This window comes from Nocardioides sp. (assembly GCF_029937575.1).
In the GTDB taxonomy this organism is placed as follows: domain Bacteria; phylum Actinomycetota; class Actinomycetes; order Propionibacteriales; family Nocardioidaceae; genus Nocardioides.
Genome location: NZ_JAPYPS010000039.1, coordinates 19,097 through 34,335, shown reverse-complemented (window position 1 = coordinate 34,335; position 15,239 = coordinate 19,097). Strand labels below are relative to the sequence as shown.

At 70.8% G+C, this 15,239-nt stretch carries 15 protein-coding genes and 3 tRNA genes; 11 read left to right on the top strand and 7 right to left on the bottom strand.

The window, feature by feature from the left end:
- Positions 1-130: 130 nt before the first annotated feature.
- Complete coding sequence (locus tag Q1K33_RS13640; protein WP_300404841.1) at positions 131-1,360, bottom strand: alpha-hydroxy acid oxidase; 1,230 nt, start codon at positions 1,358-1,360, stop codon at positions 131-133.
- A 59-nt stretch (positions 1,361-1,419) separates the two neighbouring features.
- Complete coding sequence (locus Q1K33_RS13635; protein ID WP_300404839.1) at positions 1,420-1,551, bottom strand: hypothetical protein; 132 nt, start codon at positions 1,549-1,551, stop codon at positions 1,420-1,422.
- Between the two features lie 81 nt (positions 1,552-1,632).
- Between Q1K33_RS13635 and Q1K33_RS13630 the strand changes: the two genes are divergently transcribed.
- The 3 genes from Q1K33_RS13630 to Q1K33_RS13620 all read left to right on the top strand — a co-directional run bounded on the left by Q1K33_RS13630 (position 1,633) and on the right by Q1K33_RS13620 (position 6,851).
- Complete coding sequence (locus Q1K33_RS13630) at positions 1,633-2,676, top strand: LacI family DNA-binding transcriptional regulator (protein ID WP_300404837.1); 1,044 nt, start codon at positions 1,633-1,635, stop codon at positions 2,674-2,676.
- Positions 2,677-2,819: 143 nt separating this feature from the next.
- Complete coding sequence (icmF, locus tag Q1K33_RS13625; RefSeq protein ID WP_300404834.1) at positions 2,820-6,020, top strand: fused isobutyryl-CoA mutase/GTPase IcmF; 3,201 nt, start codon at positions 2,820-2,822, stop codon at positions 6,018-6,020.
- A 75-nt stretch (positions 6,021-6,095) separates the two neighbouring features.
- Positions 6,096-6,851 (top strand): helical backbone metal receptor, encoded by a 756-nt coding sequence (locus Q1K33_RS13620; protein ID WP_300404832.1) that lies wholly within the window; start codon positions 6,096-6,098, stop codon positions 6,849-6,851.
- A 22-nt stretch (positions 6,852-6,873) separates the two neighbouring features.
- Here the strand turns inward: Q1K33_RS13620 and Q1K33_RS13615 are convergent, their stop codons facing one another.
- Positions 6,874-8,376: an NAD(P)/FAD-dependent oxidoreductase gene (locus tag Q1K33_RS13615; protein WP_300404830.1), complete on the bottom strand. Its 1,503-nt coding sequence runs from the start codon at positions 8,374-8,376 to the stop codon at positions 6,874-6,876.
- Positions 8,377-8,639: 263 nt separating this feature from the next.
- On the opposite strand from Q1K33_RS13615, the gene Q1K33_RS13610 reads away from it, so the two are divergent.
- From Q1K33_RS13610 to Q1K33_RS13600, 3 genes are read left to right on the top strand one after another with little or no spacing between them, the layout of a single operon-like run.
- Positions 8,640-9,599, top strand: a complete 960-nt coding sequence (locus Q1K33_RS13610) for an ATP-binding protein (protein ID WP_300404828.1) — start codon at positions 8,640-8,642, stop codon at positions 9,597-9,599.
- Positions 9,596-10,006 (top strand): CrcB family protein, encoded by a 411-nt coding sequence (locus Q1K33_RS13605; protein WP_300404826.1) that lies wholly within the window; start codon positions 9,596-9,598, stop codon positions 10,004-10,006. The genes Q1K33_RS13610 and Q1K33_RS13605 overlap by 4 nt, the downstream gene beginning before the upstream one ends.
- Positions 10,003-10,335, top strand: coding sequence for a CrcB family protein (locus Q1K33_RS13600; RefSeq protein WP_300404824.1), 333 nt, complete (start codon positions 10,003-10,005; stop codon positions 10,333-10,335). Before Q1K33_RS13605 ends, Q1K33_RS13600 begins: the two co-directional genes overlap by 4 nt.
- Positions 10,336-10,363: 28 nt before the next feature.
- Here Q1K33_RS13600 and Q1K33_RS13595 read toward each other — a convergent pair whose 3' ends face one another.
- From Q1K33_RS13595 to Q1K33_RS13580, 4 genes are all read right to left on the bottom strand, one after another.
- Entirely contained in the window at positions 10,364-10,720 is a 357-nt protein-coding gene (locus tag Q1K33_RS13595; RefSeq protein ID WP_300404822.1) for a metallopeptidase family protein, read from the bottom strand.
- Positions 10,721-10,786: 66 nt separating this feature from the next.
- Positions 10,787-10,860: transfer RNA gene (locus Q1K33_RS13590), tRNA-Asp, on the bottom strand.
- Between the two features lie 103 nt (positions 10,861-10,963).
- Positions 10,964-11,095 (bottom strand): hypothetical protein, encoded by a 132-nt coding sequence (locus tag Q1K33_RS13585; protein WP_300404820.1) that lies wholly within the window; start codon positions 11,093-11,095, stop codon positions 10,964-10,966.
- A gap of 58 nt (positions 11,096-11,153) precedes the next feature.
- A tRNA-Glu gene (locus Q1K33_RS13580) sits at positions 11,154-11,229 on the bottom strand.
- Between the two features lie 144 nt (positions 11,230-11,373).
- On the opposite strand from Q1K33_RS13580, the gene Q1K33_RS13575 reads away from it, so the two are divergent.
- From Q1K33_RS13575 to Q1K33_RS13555, 5 genes are all read left to right on the top strand, one after another.
- A tRNA-Phe gene (locus tag Q1K33_RS13575) sits at positions 11,374-11,447 on the top strand.
- 130 nt (positions 11,448-11,577) lie between these two features.
- A complete protein-coding gene (locus Q1K33_RS13570) occupies positions 11,578-13,104 on the top strand; it encodes an acyl-CoA synthetase (protein ID WP_300404818.1) in 1,527 nt (508 codons plus the stop codon).
- 64 nt (positions 13,105-13,168) lie between these two features.
- Positions 13,169-13,381 (top strand): hypothetical protein, encoded by a 213-nt coding sequence (locus tag Q1K33_RS13565; protein ID WP_300404816.1) that lies wholly within the window; start codon positions 13,169-13,171, stop codon positions 13,379-13,381.
- Positions 13,382-13,405: 24 nt separating this feature from the next.
- On the top strand, positions 13,406-14,779 hold the full coding sequence (locus Q1K33_RS13560; protein WP_300404814.1) for a hypothetical protein: 1,374 nt from the start codon (positions 13,406-13,408) through the stop codon (positions 14,777-14,779).
- A 95-nt stretch (positions 14,780-14,874) separates the two neighbouring features.
- Positions 14,875-15,153, top strand: a complete 279-nt coding sequence (locus tag Q1K33_RS13555; RefSeq protein WP_300404812.1) for an HU family DNA-binding protein — start codon at positions 14,875-14,877, stop codon at positions 15,151-15,153.
- The last annotated feature ends 86 nt before the right edge of the window (positions 15,154-15,239 follow it).

The following is a 15,239-nucleotide window of genomic DNA, read 5'->3' as shown; positions in this document are numbered from 1 at the left end:
CCCGGGCCGTCCGGCGCCCGGCCCGGCGGCGCCCGCCCTCGCCGGGGGCACCCGCCAACGGGGGGGATCGGATCAGCCCAGCTGACCCGATCCACCGCGATCGTCGTCGGTGACCCCCGGGGACACCCGGTCAGCCGCGCGGGCTGAACCGCTGCAGCGCAGTGACGTGTGCCGGCTCGAGCTCGTCGAGCGAGCTGACGCCGAGCAGGCGCATGGTGCGCTCGATCTGGCCCTGGAGGATCTCGATGGTGCGGTCGACGCCCTCGCGTCCGCCGGCCATCAGGCCGTAGAGGTAGGCGCGGCCGATCAACGTGAAGTGGGCGCCGTGCGCGATGGCCGCCACGATGTCCTGGCCCGACATGATGCCGGTGTCGAGATGCACCTCGACGTCGCTGCCGACCTCCCTCACGACCTGAGGCAGCAGGTGGAACGGCACCGGCGCCCGGTCGAGCTGGCGCCCCCCGTGGTTGGACAGCAGCACGGCGTCGACCCCGGCGTCGGCGAGCCGGGTGGCATCGGCCAGGGTCTGCACGCCCTTGACGACGACCTTGCCGGGCCACTGCTCGCGGATCCAGGCGAGGTCCTCGTAGGTCACCGTGGGGTCGAACATCGTGTCGAGAAGGTCGGCGACCGTGCCCGACCACGCGTCCAGCGAGGCGAAGGCCAGCGGCTCGGTGGTGAGGAAGTTGATCCACCACGCCGGCCGCGGCATCGCGTTGACGACGGTCCGGGGCGTCAGGGTGGGTGGGATGGTCATCCCGTTGCGCACGTCGCGCAGCCGGGCCCCGGCGACCGGGACGTCGACGGTGACGAGCAGGGTGTCGTAGCCCGCCGCGGCCGCGCGCTCGACGAGCTTCATCGAGCGCTCGCGGTCCTTCCACATGTACAGCTGGAACCAGTGCCGGCCACCCGGGTCGGCCGCCGCGACGTCCTCGATGGAGGTGGTGCCCATCGTCGAGAGCGCGAAGGGGATCCCGGCCGCGGTCGCCGCGGTGGCGCCGGCGATCTCGCCCTCGGCCTGCATCATCCGGGTGAAGCCGGTCGGCGCGATGCCGAAGGGCAGGTCGACCCGCCGACCCAGCACCTCCCGGGAGGTGTCGACGTCCGAGACGTCGCGCAGGATCGAGGGGTGGAACTCGATGTCGGCGAACGCCTGCCGCGCGCGCGAGAGCGAGACCTCGCCGTCGGCGGCGCCGTCGGTGTAGTCGAACGCCGGCTTGGGCGTGCGCCGCTTCGCCACCCGGCGCAGGTCCTCGATCGTCAGCGCCTTCTCGAGGCGCCGAGTCTTCGGCGAGAGCTCCGGCTTCTTGAACTTCATCAGCGGAGCCAGGTCGTGGCGCTGGGGCATCTGCCGCTTCATGGGGTCACTCCATCACAGGGCGGGTTGCGGGATCGTTCGGGACGGAACAGCAGGGTTCATCACGAGCGCGGGAGCCGGGTCACGGCCCGGTCCCAGTCCAACGTCGGGCGCGGCTCGTGGCGGCGCAGCTCGTGGGTACGGCGCACCAGGTCGCGCATCGAGGCCAGGTCGGGCAGGGCGCTACTGGTCATCCGATCCTCCGATTGAATGGTTTCAGCAGTCCTGGCATCGTAAGGTGCGCTCATCCCTTCAATATCGTTTCAATCACGACCGTGGAAGCAGGACCCATGACGATGGCGCGCAGTGGTCGTGCGTCGGTGAAGGACGTGGCCGCCTCGGCCGGGGTCTCCCTCGGCACCGTCTCCAACGTGCTCAACCGTCCCGAGCGGGTCAGCGCCGCGACGCGCGAGCGGGTCGAGACGGCGATGCGCGACCTGGGCTTCGTCCGCAACGAGTCCGCGCGCCAGCTGCGCGCCGGCACCAGCCGCACCGTGGCCTACGTGATGCTCGACGCGGGCAACCCCTTCTTCACCGACGTCGCCCAAGGAATCGAGCACGCCGCGGAGCAGGTCGACCTGACCCTGATGATCTGCAACTCCGGGCAGCGGCCCGAGCGCGAGCGCGCCCACCTGGAGCTGCTCCAGGAGCAGCGGGTGCAGGGCGTCCTGGTGACGCCGGTCGACCCGGAGTCACCACTGCTCGAGGTGATCCGCTCACGCGGGACGCCGGTCGTGATCGTCGACCGCACGCGCCGCGACGAGTCCTTCTGCTCGGTGGCCGTCGACGACGTGCTCGGTGGCCGCCTCGCCCTGGAGCACCTCATCGACCGAGGCCACCGCCGCGTCGCCTTCGTCGGCGGGCCCGCCGGCCTCGGCCAGGTCCGGGACCGACTCGAGGGAGCGCGCCGGGCCTGGACGGAGGCGGGCCTCCCGGCCGACGACCTCGTCGCCCTGCCCACCACCTCCCTGGACGTCGCCTCAGGCCGAGAGGCCGGCGAGCGGCTGGCCGGCATGGCCTCCGCGCGACGACCCACCGCCGCCTTCTGCGCCAACGACATCACCGCCCTCGGCCTGCTGCAGCAGGCGATCTCCAGCGGCATCCGGGTGCCCGAGGACCTGGCCATCGTGGGCTACGACGACATCGAGTTCGCCGCGGCCGCCGCCGTACCGCTCACCTCGGTGCGCCAACCCCGTGGGGAGCTCGGCGCCGCGGCCGCCGACCTGCTGCTCGACGAGGCGACCAACCCGCAACACCGCCACCAGCAGGTCGTGTTCGTGCCGGAGCTGGTGGCGCGGGCCTCGACGCGCGCGGTCTGAACCAAGGCTCGTCACGACCGGCGGCCCGCCTCGACCGCACGTGTGACGAGACACGTCTGTCATTTAGTAGGACTTCCTAGTAATTTAGTAGGAAGTCCTACTAAATGCCTCTACTCAGTGCAGCGTCCCCGCAGGGAGTTCCCATGTCAGACCTCCACGTGCCGACCCACCCGGTCCGCCTGGTCACCGCCTCCAGCCTCTTCGACGGCCATGACGCCTCGATCAACATCATGCGCCGGATCTTCCAGAGCCAGGGCTGCGAGGTGATTCACCTCGGACACAACCGCTCGGTCGCCGAGGTCGTCGACGCCGCCCTGGAGGAGGACGTCCAGGGCGTCGCTGTCTCGTCCTACCAGGGCGGGCACATCGAGTACTTCGAGTACCTCGTCGAGTCGCTGCGCGCCCGCGGCGCCGGCCACGTCCAGGTGGTCGGTGGTGGCGGCGGCGTCATCGTGCACGACGAGATCACTCGCCTGCGCGAGAGCGGCGTGACGATCTTCTCCCCCGAGGACGGCCAGCGGATGGGCCTGGTCGGGATGATCAACTCGGTGGTCAAGACCTGCGACGTCGACCTGCTCGGCAGCGAGCACGGGGGCAACGTCGGCGCCGAGCAGGTGCTCAGCGGCGACCGGTTCGCGATCGCGCGGGCGATCACCGCGGCCGAGCAGGGCAGGCTCGACGCCGGCGTGCTCGACGAGCTGACGGCCGCCGCCGCGCGACACGCCGTACCCACCCTCGGCATCACCGGGACCGGCGGGTCCGGCAAGTCGTCGCTGACCGACGAGCTCGTACGCCGCTTCCGCACCGACCAGCAGGACAAGCTGCGCGTCGCCGTGCTGGCGGTCGACCCGACGCGGCGCAAGGGCGGCGGAGCACTGCTGGGCGACCGGATCCGGATGAACTCGCTGCATGAGCCCACCGGTCAGTCCCCGGTCTTCTTCCGCTCGCTCGCCACGCGCGGCGCTCACGAGCTGCCCGAGCACCTCGACGACGTCGTGACCGTGCTGAAGGCCTCCGGCTTCGACCTCGTGATCGTGGAGACTCCGGGCATCGGCCAGGGCGACGCGGCGATCGTGCCGTTCGTCGACACCTCGCTCTACGTGATGACGCCCGAGTTCGGCGCCGCCTCGCAGCTGGAGAAGATCGACATGCTCGACTTCGCCGACGCGGTGGCGATCAACAAGTTCGAGCGCCGCGGCGCCGAGGACGCGCTGCGCGACGTCGGTCGCCAGCTGGTCCGCAACCGCGAGGCCTTCGGCCAGCAGCCCGGCGACATGCCCGTCTTCGGCACCTCGGCCGCGCGCTTCAACGACGACGGTGTGACCGCGCTCTACCACCACCTGATGGACCTGCTGGGCGAGAAGGGCCTGCGCAGCGACGACGGCGTGCTCCCCCGCGTGACGACCAAGACCTCGTCCCACCTGCGTGCCGCGATCCCCGGCGACCGGATCCGCTACCTCGCCGACATCGCCGCGACCGTGCGCGGCTACCACGACCGCACCGACGAGCTGGTCACCCAAGCGCGCCGGCTGCAACGGCTCGAGGCCGTGGCCGGCGAGCTGGAGGCGCGCGAGGAGATCGACGCGCTCCTCGAGTCGGCGCGCGCCGACCTGCCGCGCGAGGTGCGCGACCAGATCGACGAGTGGCCCTCGGTCGTGGAGTCCTACTCCGGCGAGGAGCAGGTCGTGCGGGTGCGCGACCGGGAGATCCACACGGCGCTGGTGCGCGAGTCGCTCAGCGGCAACCAGATCCGCCGCGTCGCCCTGCCGACGTACGACGACCACGGTGAGCTGGTCCGCTTCTGGCGCCGCGAGAACCTCCCGGGCTTCTTCCCGTTCACCGCGGGCGTCTTCCAGTTCAAGCGCGACGGCGAGGACCCGGCGCGGATGTTCGCCGGCGAGGGCGACCCCGCGCGCACCAACCGGCGCTTCAAGATCCTCTCGCAGGACGGCGAGGCGACCCGCCTGTCGACGGCGTTCGACTCCGTCACCCTCTACGGCCGCGATCCCGACGAGCGGCCCGACATCTACGGCAAGGTCGGCACGTCCGGGGTGAGCGTGGCGACGCTGGACGACATGAAGACGCTCTACGACGGTTTCGACCTCCTGGCGCCCAACACGTCGGTGTCGATGACGATCAACGGCCCCGCGCCGACGGTGCTCGCCTTCTTCCTCAACACCGTCCTCGACCAGGCGCGCGAGCAGGGCGTCGACGAGGCGACGGCGCTGGCGACGGTGCGCGGCACGGTGCAGGCCGACATCCTCAAGGAGGACCAGGGCCAGAACACCTGCCTGTTCTCCACCGAGTTCAGCCTGCGGATGATGGCCGACATCCAGGAGTGGTTCATCCAGAAGTCGGTGCGCAACTTCTACTCCGTCTCGATCTCCGGCTACCACATCGCCGAGGCCGGGGCGAACCCCATCAGCCAGCTCGCCTTCACCCTGGCCAACGGCTTCACCTACGTCGAGTCCTACCTCGCGCGCGGCCTGGACATCGACGACTTCGCGCCCAACCTGTCGTTCTTCTTCTCCAACGGGATGGACCCGGAGTACTCCGTGATCGGTCGCGTCGCGCGCCGGATCTGGGCGGTCGCGATGCGGGACCGGTACGGCGCGGGCGAGCGCTCGCAGAAGCTGAAGTACCACGTGCAGACGTCCGGTCGGTCCCTGCACGCGCAGGAGATGGACTTCAACGACATCCGCACCACGTTGCAGGCGCTGATCGCGATCTACGACAACGCCAACTCGCTGCACACCAACGCCTACGACGAGGCGGTGACGACCCCGTCGGAGGAGTCGGTACGGCGTGCGCTGGCGATCCAGCTGATCATCAACCGCGAGTGGGGCCTGGCGATGAACGAGAACCCGCTCCAGGGCTCGTTCATCATCGACGAGCTCACCGACCTCGTCGAGGCGCAGGTGCTGGCCGAGTTCGACCGGATCAACGAGCGCGGCGGCGTGCTCGGCGCGATGGAGACCGGCTACCAGCGCGGTCGCATCCAGGACGAGTCGATGCTCTACGAGCACCGCAAGCACGACGGCTCGCTGCCGATCGTCGGCGTCAACACCTTCCGCAAGCCCGAGGCCGACGACGGCGGGACGCCGCAGACCGTCGAGCTCGCCCGGGCCACCGACGCGGAGAAGGAGTCGCAGCTGACGAAGGTGCGCGCCTTCCAGGAGGCCCACGCCACCGAGGCCGAGGAGGCGCTCGCTCGCCTCAAGGACGCGGCGACCAACGACGAGAACGTCTTCGCGGTCCTGATGGACGCCGCACGCGTGTGCTCGCTCGGTCAGGTCACCGAGGCGTTCTTCGAGGTGGGGGGTCAGTACCGGAGAAATGTCTAGGTCGACCCTCGCGTGTGACGAAATGGCCCCTGTCCGGCGTGTTGAGGGGCCACTTCGTCAGGCACGATCTCCTCGATGACATCTCACCGTGACGACCTCGACCACCAGGTCACCCTGCCCGGACCGGCGCGCCGCGTCGTCTCCCTGGTGCCGTCCCTGACCGAGACGCTGGTCTCGATCGAGCCCGAGGCCGTGGTGGGCGCCACCGACTGGTGCACCCACCCGGCCGACCTCGACGTGACACGGGTGCGCGGGACCAAGAATCCCGACCTCGCCGCGATCCGGGCCCTGAGGCCCGACGTCGTCGTCGCCAACAAGGAGGAGAACCGCGAGCTCGACGTCCGTCGCCTACGGGACTCCGGCGTCGAGGTCTGGGTGACCGACATCGAGACCGTGCCGGACTCGGTCGCCTCCATGGAACGGCTCGTCGACGCCCTCGGGTGGACCCGCCCGCCGTGGCTGCACGACGTACGCCAGCGGTGGTGCGGGGACCTGCCGCCGGTCACCCGCACGGTGGCGATCCCGATCTGGCGCGACCCCTGGATGGTCGTGGGGCCGCGGACGTTCACCTCCGACCTCGTCCGGCGCCTGGGGTGGCACAACGTGTACGACGAGGAACCGGCCGGCCACGAGGCTGCCGGCCGCTACCCTGCCGTCGACCTGGCCGATCTCGACGCGGCGGGCGCGGACGTCGTACTGCTGCCGGACGAGCCGTACGTCTTCACCGCCGACGACGGCCCCGAGGCCTTCACGACGACGCCCACCGAGCTCGTCAGTGGCCGCCTGCTCACGTGGTACGGCCCCTCGCTCCTCGAGGCCGCCCAGCTCTGAGCGCGCCGGCCGCCCCGCGGACCTACCCGGCGTCGACCTTCACACCGCGCGCGCCGGCGTCGGTGAGGCGCACCTCTTCCTGGGCCTGGGCCTCGAGCTCCTCACGCTGCCTGCGCTCGGCCTCGGCGTCGAACTCCCCGGGCTCGGAGACCAGGTCGGCGGCCCCTCGGCCGAGGCGCTTGAGCGCCGTACGGGCGAAGATCTGCTGCTCGGTGGCGGTCCGCTCGGAGCGGCCTCGCCCGAGGAAGGAGACGAGCCAGTGCATCACCGCGGTGACGCGGTTCTTGAAGCCGGTGATGTAGACGAGGTGGACCGCCAGCCACATCAACCAGGCGATGAAGCCGGTCAGTCGGACCTTGCCGACCATGGCGACCGCCTTGAACCGGCTGATCGTGGCCATCGAGCCCTTGTCGAAGTAGTGGAACGGCTTCTGGGCAGGCTTGTCCTTGAGCCGGCCGTCGATCTCCTTCGCGGCGTACTTCGCACCCTGGATGGCCACCTGCGCCACGCCCGGGAGGTTGTCGAGGGCGATCATGTCGCCGACCACGAACACCTCGGGGTGACCTGGCAGCGTCAGGTCCGGGTTGACGCCGATCCGGCCGGCGCGGTCGAGGGGTGCACCGGTCTGCTCCGCGAGGGTCTTGGTGAGCGGGCTCGCCTGGACACCGGCGGCCCACACCTTGGTGACGGCGTCGAGGCGCTCCACCTTGCCGCTCTTGAACTTCACCTGCAGCCCGCGCTCGTCGACGTCGGTCACCATCGCACCGAGCATCACCTCGACCCCGAGCTTCTCGAGGCCCTCCTTGGTCCACTGCCCGAGCTTGGCCCCGAACGGCGGCAGCACCTGCGGCGCGGCGTCGACGAGGACCACGCGCGCCGAGCGGGTGTTGATCGCCCGGAAGTCGCGCTTGAGGGTGCGATGGGCCAGCTCGGCGATCTGGCCGGCCATCTCGACACCCGTCGGACCGGCACCGACCACGACGAAGGTGAGCAGGTGGTCGATGTTCTCGCCCCGGCTCGCACCCAGCTCGGCCATCTCGAAGGCTCCGAAGATGCGCCCGCGCAGCTCGAGGGCGTCGTCGATGCTCTTCATGCCGGGCGCGAACTCGCTGAAGTGGTCGTTGCCGAAGTAGGACTGCCCCGCCCCGGCGGCCACGATCAGGGAGTCGTACGGCGTGACGAGCTCGCGCCCGAGGACCTGCGAGGTGACGGTGCGCCGCTCCAGGTCGACCTCCCCGACCTCGCCGAGCAGCACGCGAGCGTTCTTCTGCCCGGCGAGCACCTCGCGGGTGGGCGGAGCGATCTCGCCCTCGGAGAGGATGCCGGTCGCGACCTGGTAGAGCAGCGGCTGGAAGAGGTGGTGGGTGGTCTTGGCGACCATCGTGACGTCGACGTCGGCGCGCTTGAGGGCCTTGGTGCCGAAGAGACCACCGAAGCCCGAGCCGATGACCACGACGCGGTGCCGGTCGCCGGAGGCGCCCTGATCGACGCGGTCGTGGACGTGGTGCTGGTCGGGGTCGGGCATCGGAGCACTCCCTAGCGTGAGGTCTCGGTCGGAGTTCTGCTGCTGTCATTGTCCCGCGCCAGGGGCGACACTGCCCAACTCGTACGCGCGTCTCCTGCGTCACAGCGCCCGGAGGTGGAAGAATATTCATTCATCGTGTTTGCGCCCTGTGCGGGAGGGTATGCGACTCAGGATCGTCGGTCCTGTCCCGGCACGGCTCACCTCCAGGGCTGACCACGGTCTGTCCACCTGCCCGTCATCTCGCCCGACCGCCGGAGAACCACGTGCCGCTGAACAGGCCAGCCCTGTCCCTGGGCGCCGGTCCGCGCGGGGTGCAGGACGCGCGGCGCTGGGTGGTCGACGCGTTCGAGGGGATGAATCGCACCGACCTGTGCGAGTGCGCCGAGGTCGCGGTCTCCGAGGTGGTCACCAATGCCTTGCTGCACGGCCAGCCACCCATCCAGGTGCGGGTGCGCGGCACCCAGGAGCACCCCCGGGTCGAGGTCCGCGACGGATCGTCCGATCCTCCCCAGCTGCCCTCGCCCACGGATCACGACGACCTCGAGGCCGTCCTGCTGACCTTCGGCCGCGGGCTCAACATCGTGGCGCGTGCCTCGGACGCCTGGGGCGCCGAGATCGAGGACGACGGCAAGGTCGTCTGGTTCACGCCCGCGAGCGAGTTCTCCGACGATGCGGGGGACGAGCCGCTGATCACCGGCGGCAGCGACCAGGCCGACCTGACCGGGGATCTCGCCGCGGACCCCGAGCGCTTCGTCCTGCGCGACGTGCCCGTCGCCGAGTACGTCGCCTTCCAGAACCACTTCCGCGAGTTGCGCCGCGAGGTCAGGCTGCTGACCCTCGCCCACGAGTCGGACTACCCGCTGGCCAAGGACCTCTCCGCGGTCTTCGACACGCTGGGCCGCCCCCTCACCCTTGGTATCGGGAGCGCTCAGGTCGCGGCCGCCGAGGCCGAGGGGCTGCTCGCCACCGACGTCGAGGTCGTCATGGGGCGCACCGCGGCGCGCAGCCTGGACCGGTTCGTCGAGCTGCTCGACCTCACCGACGCCTTCTGCCGCGAGGAGCGGATGCTCTCCCTGGCGCGCAGCCCCGAGCAGCGGCGCTTCCAGAACTGGTTCCTGGGCGAGTTCGTGCGTCAGAGCGACGGCGGAGAGCCGTTGCCGTGGACGGGCACCGCCGACGACTCGACCAACGGGGCCGGGGAGCGGCACAGTTCGGTCTCGTGACCTCTCCCGTGCGCCTCACCCTGGCGGTCGCAGCCGGCGGGGCGATCGGTGCCGTGGCGCGCTACCTGCTCGGTGAGTGGGTGCCCGACGGCGCCACGTTTCCGTGGACGACGCTGACGATCAACGTCGTCGGCTCGTTCCTGCTCGCCCTGCTGCCGGTGCTGGCCTTCGTGCGTCGATCGCCGATCTGGACAGCAGCGCTGGGACCCGGCTTGCTGGGCGGGTTCACCACGTTGTCGACCTATGCGGAGCAGTCGCGGTCACTGCTCGCCGACGACCGGCTAGGGGCGGCGGCGGGGTACGTCGGCGGCACCCTCGCGGCGTGCCTGGTCGCCGTGGTCCTCGCGAGCCTGCTGACTCCGCGCTCCGAGCAGGACGCGCTGGCGGCCGCCGGAGGCGACGAGTGACCGTCCTCCTCGTCGCCGTCGGCGCGGCGGTGGGCGCCGCCGTCCGCTTCCACGTCGCCACCCGCCTCGACGGCCGGGTCCCCTACGGCACCTTCGCCGTCAACGTGGTCGGCTCGCTGCTGCTGGGGTTCCTGAGTGCGCGAGCGCTGGGCGGCGACGCTGCGGCGCTGCTGGGGACGGGCTTCTGCGGCGGCCTCACGACGTACTCGGCCTTCGCGGTGCAGACCACTCGCCTCGGCCCGCTCACCGTGCGCGCCGCGGCGTACGCCGTCGCCACCGTGGGCGTGTCCGTGGGCGCGGCGGCGCTGGGTTTCCTCCTCGGCGCCTGACCCCCGGGCGGGCACGTGGCCGCGTGGCTCAGCCGTACCCCAGGGCCTCGAGCCTATCGTGGCCCATCCCGAAGTGGTGGGCGACCTCGTGCACGACGGTGATCCGCACCTCGTCGGCCAGCTGCTCCTCGGAGTCGCAGAAGTCGAGGAGTGGGTTGCGGAAGATGAAGATCCGGTCGGGCAGATCCGCCCCAGGCATCCAGGTGCGCTCGGTGAGGGCGATCCCGTCATAGAGGCCCAGCGTGTCCGCGGGCTCGGTCTCGGGCGGCTCGTCCTCGACCAGCACCACCACGTTGTGCACCAGTGACGCGATCTCGTCGGGGATCGCGTCCAGGGCCCGGTCGACAAGAGCGTCGAACGCATCGGGGTCCAGCTCGATCGGCATGGGGTCAGTGTGCCGGTCGAGCGAAATGCAGAACGCTCCGGATCAAAGATCCGGAGCGTTCGTCTGCGACCCCGACGGGACTCGAACCCGCGGCCTCCGCCGTGACAGGGCGGCGCGCTAACCAACTGCGCTACGGGGCCTGGTGTACAGCCGTGCTTCTCACTCCTTTGCAGGAGCGGTGGAACTCTAACCCACGCCCTGCGCGGAGTCCCAATCGGGCTCAGCCACCCGCCGACGAGTGCCTCACTCGTCGGCGTCGCGGGCGTCCTGCGCCCCCATCCACACGCAGCCGAAGGCGGCCAGGGCCAGGGTGATCAGCAGCACGAGCACGATCGTTCTCCTCCCACGGCACCGAGTGGCACCTGCAGGGTTCAACGTCGTCGCCGGCCGCGCGTTACGGGCTGGGGTTTCGCGATCCGCCACGAAGCGGTGTTGGCACCCCCAACGGGATTCGAACCCGTGCTACCGCCGTGAAAGGGCGACGTCCTAGGCCGCTAGACGATGGGGGCCTGCGGAACGTCGAGCATCCTACCGAGGTCGGCAGGTCGGCGACGAAATGACTCGCGCACCTCCTCGCCGTCGAGACCTCGGCCCGGGCGGACCGCAACCGATTCGGCGACCGCCGAGCCAGCCATGTATCGTGCTCCTCGCTTGGGCAGGTAGCTCAGTTGGTACGAGCGATCGCCTGAAAAGTGATAGGTCGGCGGTTCGACCCCGCCCCTGCCCACAAGCACAGCAGGTCCTGGACCTGCGTGGACGCCCCCGCCGGTCCCGGCGGGGGCGTTCTGCGTCCAGCCCTCGAGCATCTGCCTCCGCGCTCTTTGCCATGATCGGTCTCCCCGGGCAAGGAGGCTCCCATGGCCAGCACGAGATCCAGCACCGTCGCCGACGTCATCACCCGTACGGCGACCCGTCACCCCGACCGCGTCGCGCTCCGCTTCGCCGAGCGCAGCTGGACGTACGCCGAGTTGGACCGCGCCGCCAGCCGGGCCGCGGGCGCACTGCTGCGCCTCGGCCTGGACAAGGGGGACCGCGTCGCGACGTACGGCAGGAACTCCGACGCCTACCTGATCGCCTTCCTGGCCTGTGCCCGCGCCGGCTTGGTCCACGTACCGGTCAACTACGCCCTCACCAAGGGCGAGCTCGCCTACCTGCTCGAGCAGTCCGGGAGCCGCGTCGTGCTGGTCGACCCCGCCCTGCGCGGCCAGCTGGACGAGTCCGGCGTCACCGTCGACCACGTCCTGGCCCTGCGCGATACCGAGGGCTCGGTGCTCGAGCTCGCCTCCAGCGGCGACGTGCCGGACGACCTCGACGTCGAGGTGGACGAGACGGACCTGGTCCAGCTGCTCTACACGTCGGGCACGACGTCGAAGCCGAAGGGGGCGATGATGACCCACCGCGCCCTGGTGCACGAGTACCTGTCGACGATCGTGGCCCTGGAGTGCCGCGAGGACGACGACCCGATGCACGCGATGCCGCTCTACCACTCGGCAGGGATGCACGTCTTCCTGATGCCCTACCTCGCCGTCGGCGCCACCAGCTCCCTCATCGAGGCGCCCGACATCCCCGCGATCCTCCGCCTCGTCGAGGAGGAGCGGATCGGCGCGCTCTTCCTCGCCCCCACGGTCTGGGTGCCGCTCTCGCAGCATGCCGAGCTGGCCACGCGCGACCTGTCCTCGCTGCGCAAGGCGTTCTACGGCGCCTCGATCATGCCGCTCCCGGTGCTGCGCCGCCTCCAGGAGCGACTGCCGGAGCTGGCGTTCTACAACTGCTTCGGCCAGTCCGAGATCGGCCCGCTCGCGACCGTGCTCGGACCCGCCGAGCACGAGCAGCGCCCCGAGTCCTGTGGCCGCTCGGTCCTCTTCGTGGAGATCCGCGTCGTCGACGGCGACGGGGCCGACGTACCCCCTGGCGAGCTCGGCGAGGTCGTCTACCGCTCGCCGCAGCTGTGCACCGGCTACTGGGACAAGCCCGAGGAGACCCAGGCGGCCTTCCGCGACGGCTGGTTCCACTCCGGAGACCTGGTGCGGATGGATGCCGAGGGCTACATCACCGTCGTGGACCGGATCAAGGACGTGATCAACACCGGTGGGGTCCTGGTGGCGTCGCGCGAGGTCGAGGACGCGCTCTACACCCACCCGGCGGTGTCGGAGGTCGCCGTCATCGGCACCCCCGACGAGCGCTGGATCGAGGCGATCACCGCCTTCGTGGTCACCAGCTCGGACGTGACCGAGGCCGACCTCATCGCCCACGCGAGGACCAGCCTGGCCGGATTCAAGGTGCCCAAGCACGTGCACCTGGTCCCGGAGCTGCCCCGCAACCAGTCCGGCAAGATCTTGAAGCGGGTGCTGCGCGACGACCTGGACGCCGGCACCCAGGACTGAGAGCTGGCGTACCCACCTGCACGGGTGAGGCGCCGTCCCGTGCCGACCCGATGAGGTGGCGTGCATGCAACGTGGAGGCGGACTCATCACCCTGCTCGTCATCGCCTGGCTCGTCATCGGGGCCGTCGCAGCCGGGCAGCGCGGCTACTACGGCGACGACCGCGAGCTCAGCTGCAAGACGGCCGGAGACACGGTCCTCACCATCGTGGCCGGGCCACTGAACTACCTGGGCGTCAACCCGAAGATCACCTGCGACCTGCCCGAGCCATCGGAGTAGACCGACAGAAGTAAGGTCGGCCACGTGACATCAGCGCCGCCCTTCGACCTGCTGCCCGGCTTCGAGACGGCCACCCGCCTGCGCCCGGTCGCCCTGGTCCAGCCGGGCGCCTCGGTGCCTGCGCCGTACCTCGCCGCCGAGGCCGACCTGTCCGAGCCCGGCGACTCGGGGATCGCCGAGCTGCGCTTCGGTGACGACGCGTTCGCCGCGCGCTGGAACGGCCGCACGGTCACCCTGCGGATCACCCGTGGCGGCCAGTGGCGCAACCACACGAGCCGTCGGCACGCGACCGGTCGCTCCCCCGACGCGGTCGCGGTCAGCCTCACCGGGCCGTTCGTGACCGGCTGGGTCCGCGAGGACGGCGCCTGGGTCGCCCGCGCGATCGTCGACCTGACCCAGGAGCGCAACATGCCCGACGTGCACGACGAGGCCTGGCTGGCCACGTTCGAGGGCGTGGGTGATCGCGCCGGCGGCTTCGGCCAGCTCGGCCTTCGCGACGTCCGCCTGGCGACGTACGCCGACGGGTCGCCGTACCGGGTCGACGACGGGGTGCTCGTCACGGCCACCAGCGCCGGGCCGGGCGGGTTCCGCACCGCCCACACGTCGGTCTGGCTGTTGCAGCCCGGCGGCGGCGACACCGAGCCGGCGCTCGCCCACCGCGGCGACCTGTTCTTCCGGCGCCCTCCCGAGGACGCACGACCCGGCGTGTACGGCGACCATGCCACCCACCTCGTGCGCGACGGCGACCTGTGGCTGGTCGCCACCAGCACCTGGGGGACCTTCGACCCCAAGCGACACGCCCACGTCACGACCACGCTGGCCACCTCGTCCGACGACCTCTCCCGCGGCCAGCACGTGCTCGACACCGTCGCGCTCGACCTCCCGACCGACGGCTTCACGTCCGTGGGTCGCTGGGACCCCCACCTCGTGCGCCCCGCCGGCGCGGACTCTCCCGCCGGCGAGGGCGGGTGGCTGGTGGGATTCGTCAGTGCCGAGCGGTGGTTCCGCTTCCACCCCGCGGTGGCGAGCGGCCCTGACCTGACCGCGCTCAGCCTGCGCAGCGCGGCGCCGGACCGACTCGCCTGCGAGGGGACGACCCTGACCCGGATCCGCGGCGACTGGTGGGTGCTCGCCTCCGACGGACCCGACAGCCGTCCGGCCGAGCGGACGTCGTACCCGGTCTTCGACCTCGACCTCGTCCAGCACGGCGTGATCGACGCCGACTACCCGTCCAACATCCCGTGGCCGACGCTGCTGGGCACCGCACCGGACGGTGGAGCGGCCGACGTCGAACAGGGCAGCGATTGGGTGCTCATCGGCTTCGAGGGCACGCCGTACGGCGGCCCGTTGCTGGGGTACGGCACGCACGGCGAGATCGTCGTCCAGCGCCCCCGCTGACAGGGCCGCCGACCGGCCCTCTGACCGAACACGTGGCCACGTGGGGTACGTTTCCCGCCGCTACCCCAATCACCGACAGAGAGGACAGGCCATCCATGAACCGCACCGAGCTGCGTGAGGCCATCGCGACCGAGACGGGCCTGAGCGGAGCCCAGGCCGACCAGGCCCTGAGCGCTGTGCTCGACACGATCACCGCCACCCTGGCCAAGGGCGAGAAGGTCACCCTGCCGGGCTTCGGCACCTTCGAGACCCGTGAGCGTTCGGCTCGCGAGGGTCGCAACCCCCAGACCGGCGAGACCATGCAGATCGCCGCCAGCACCGCCCCTGCCTTCAAGGCCGGCTCGGCGCTGAAGAAGGCTGTCTCCGGCAGCTGAAGCACGCCTGTTCGACCGGCCCCACCGCCACCAGCGGTCGGGCCGGTCGTGCTTTTTCCCCCGGTCATCGATACCGGGCCCCGCAT

Coding starts and splice junctions, on each gene's coding strand:
- Q1K33_RS13620 (WP_300404832.1), top strand. CDS start 6,096: ATGACATCTCACCGTGACGACCTCGACCACCAGGTCACCCTGCCCGGA.
- Q1K33_RS13640 (WP_300404841.1), bottom strand. CDS start 1,360: ATGAAGCGGCAGATGCCCCAGCGCCACGACCTGGCTCCGCTGATGAAG.
- Q1K33_RS13570 (WP_300404818.1), top strand. CDS start 11,578: ATGGCCAGCACGAGATCCAGCACCGTCGCCGACGTCATCACCCGTACG.
- Q1K33_RS13565 (WP_300404816.1), top strand. CDS start 13,169: ATGCAACGTGGAGGCGGACTCATCACCCTGCTCGTCATCGCCTGGCTC.
- Q1K33_RS13595 (WP_300404822.1), bottom strand. CDS start 10,720: ATGCCGATCGAGCTGGACCCCGATGCGTTCGACGCTCTTGTCGACCGG.
- Q1K33_RS13615 (WP_300404830.1), bottom strand. CDS start 8,376: ATGCCCGACCCCGACCAGCACCACGTCCACGACCGCGTCGATCAGGGC.
- Q1K33_RS13635 (WP_300404839.1), bottom strand. CDS start 1,551: ATGACCAGTAGCGCCCTGCCCGACCTGGCCTCGATGCGCGACCTGGTG.
- icmF (WP_300404834.1), top strand. CDS start 2,820: ATGTCAGACCTCCACGTGCCGACCCACCCGGTCCGCCTGGTCACCGCC.
- Q1K33_RS13555 (WP_300404812.1), top strand. CDS start 14,875: ATGAACCGCACCGAGCTGCGTGAGGCCATCGCGACCGAGACGGGCCTG.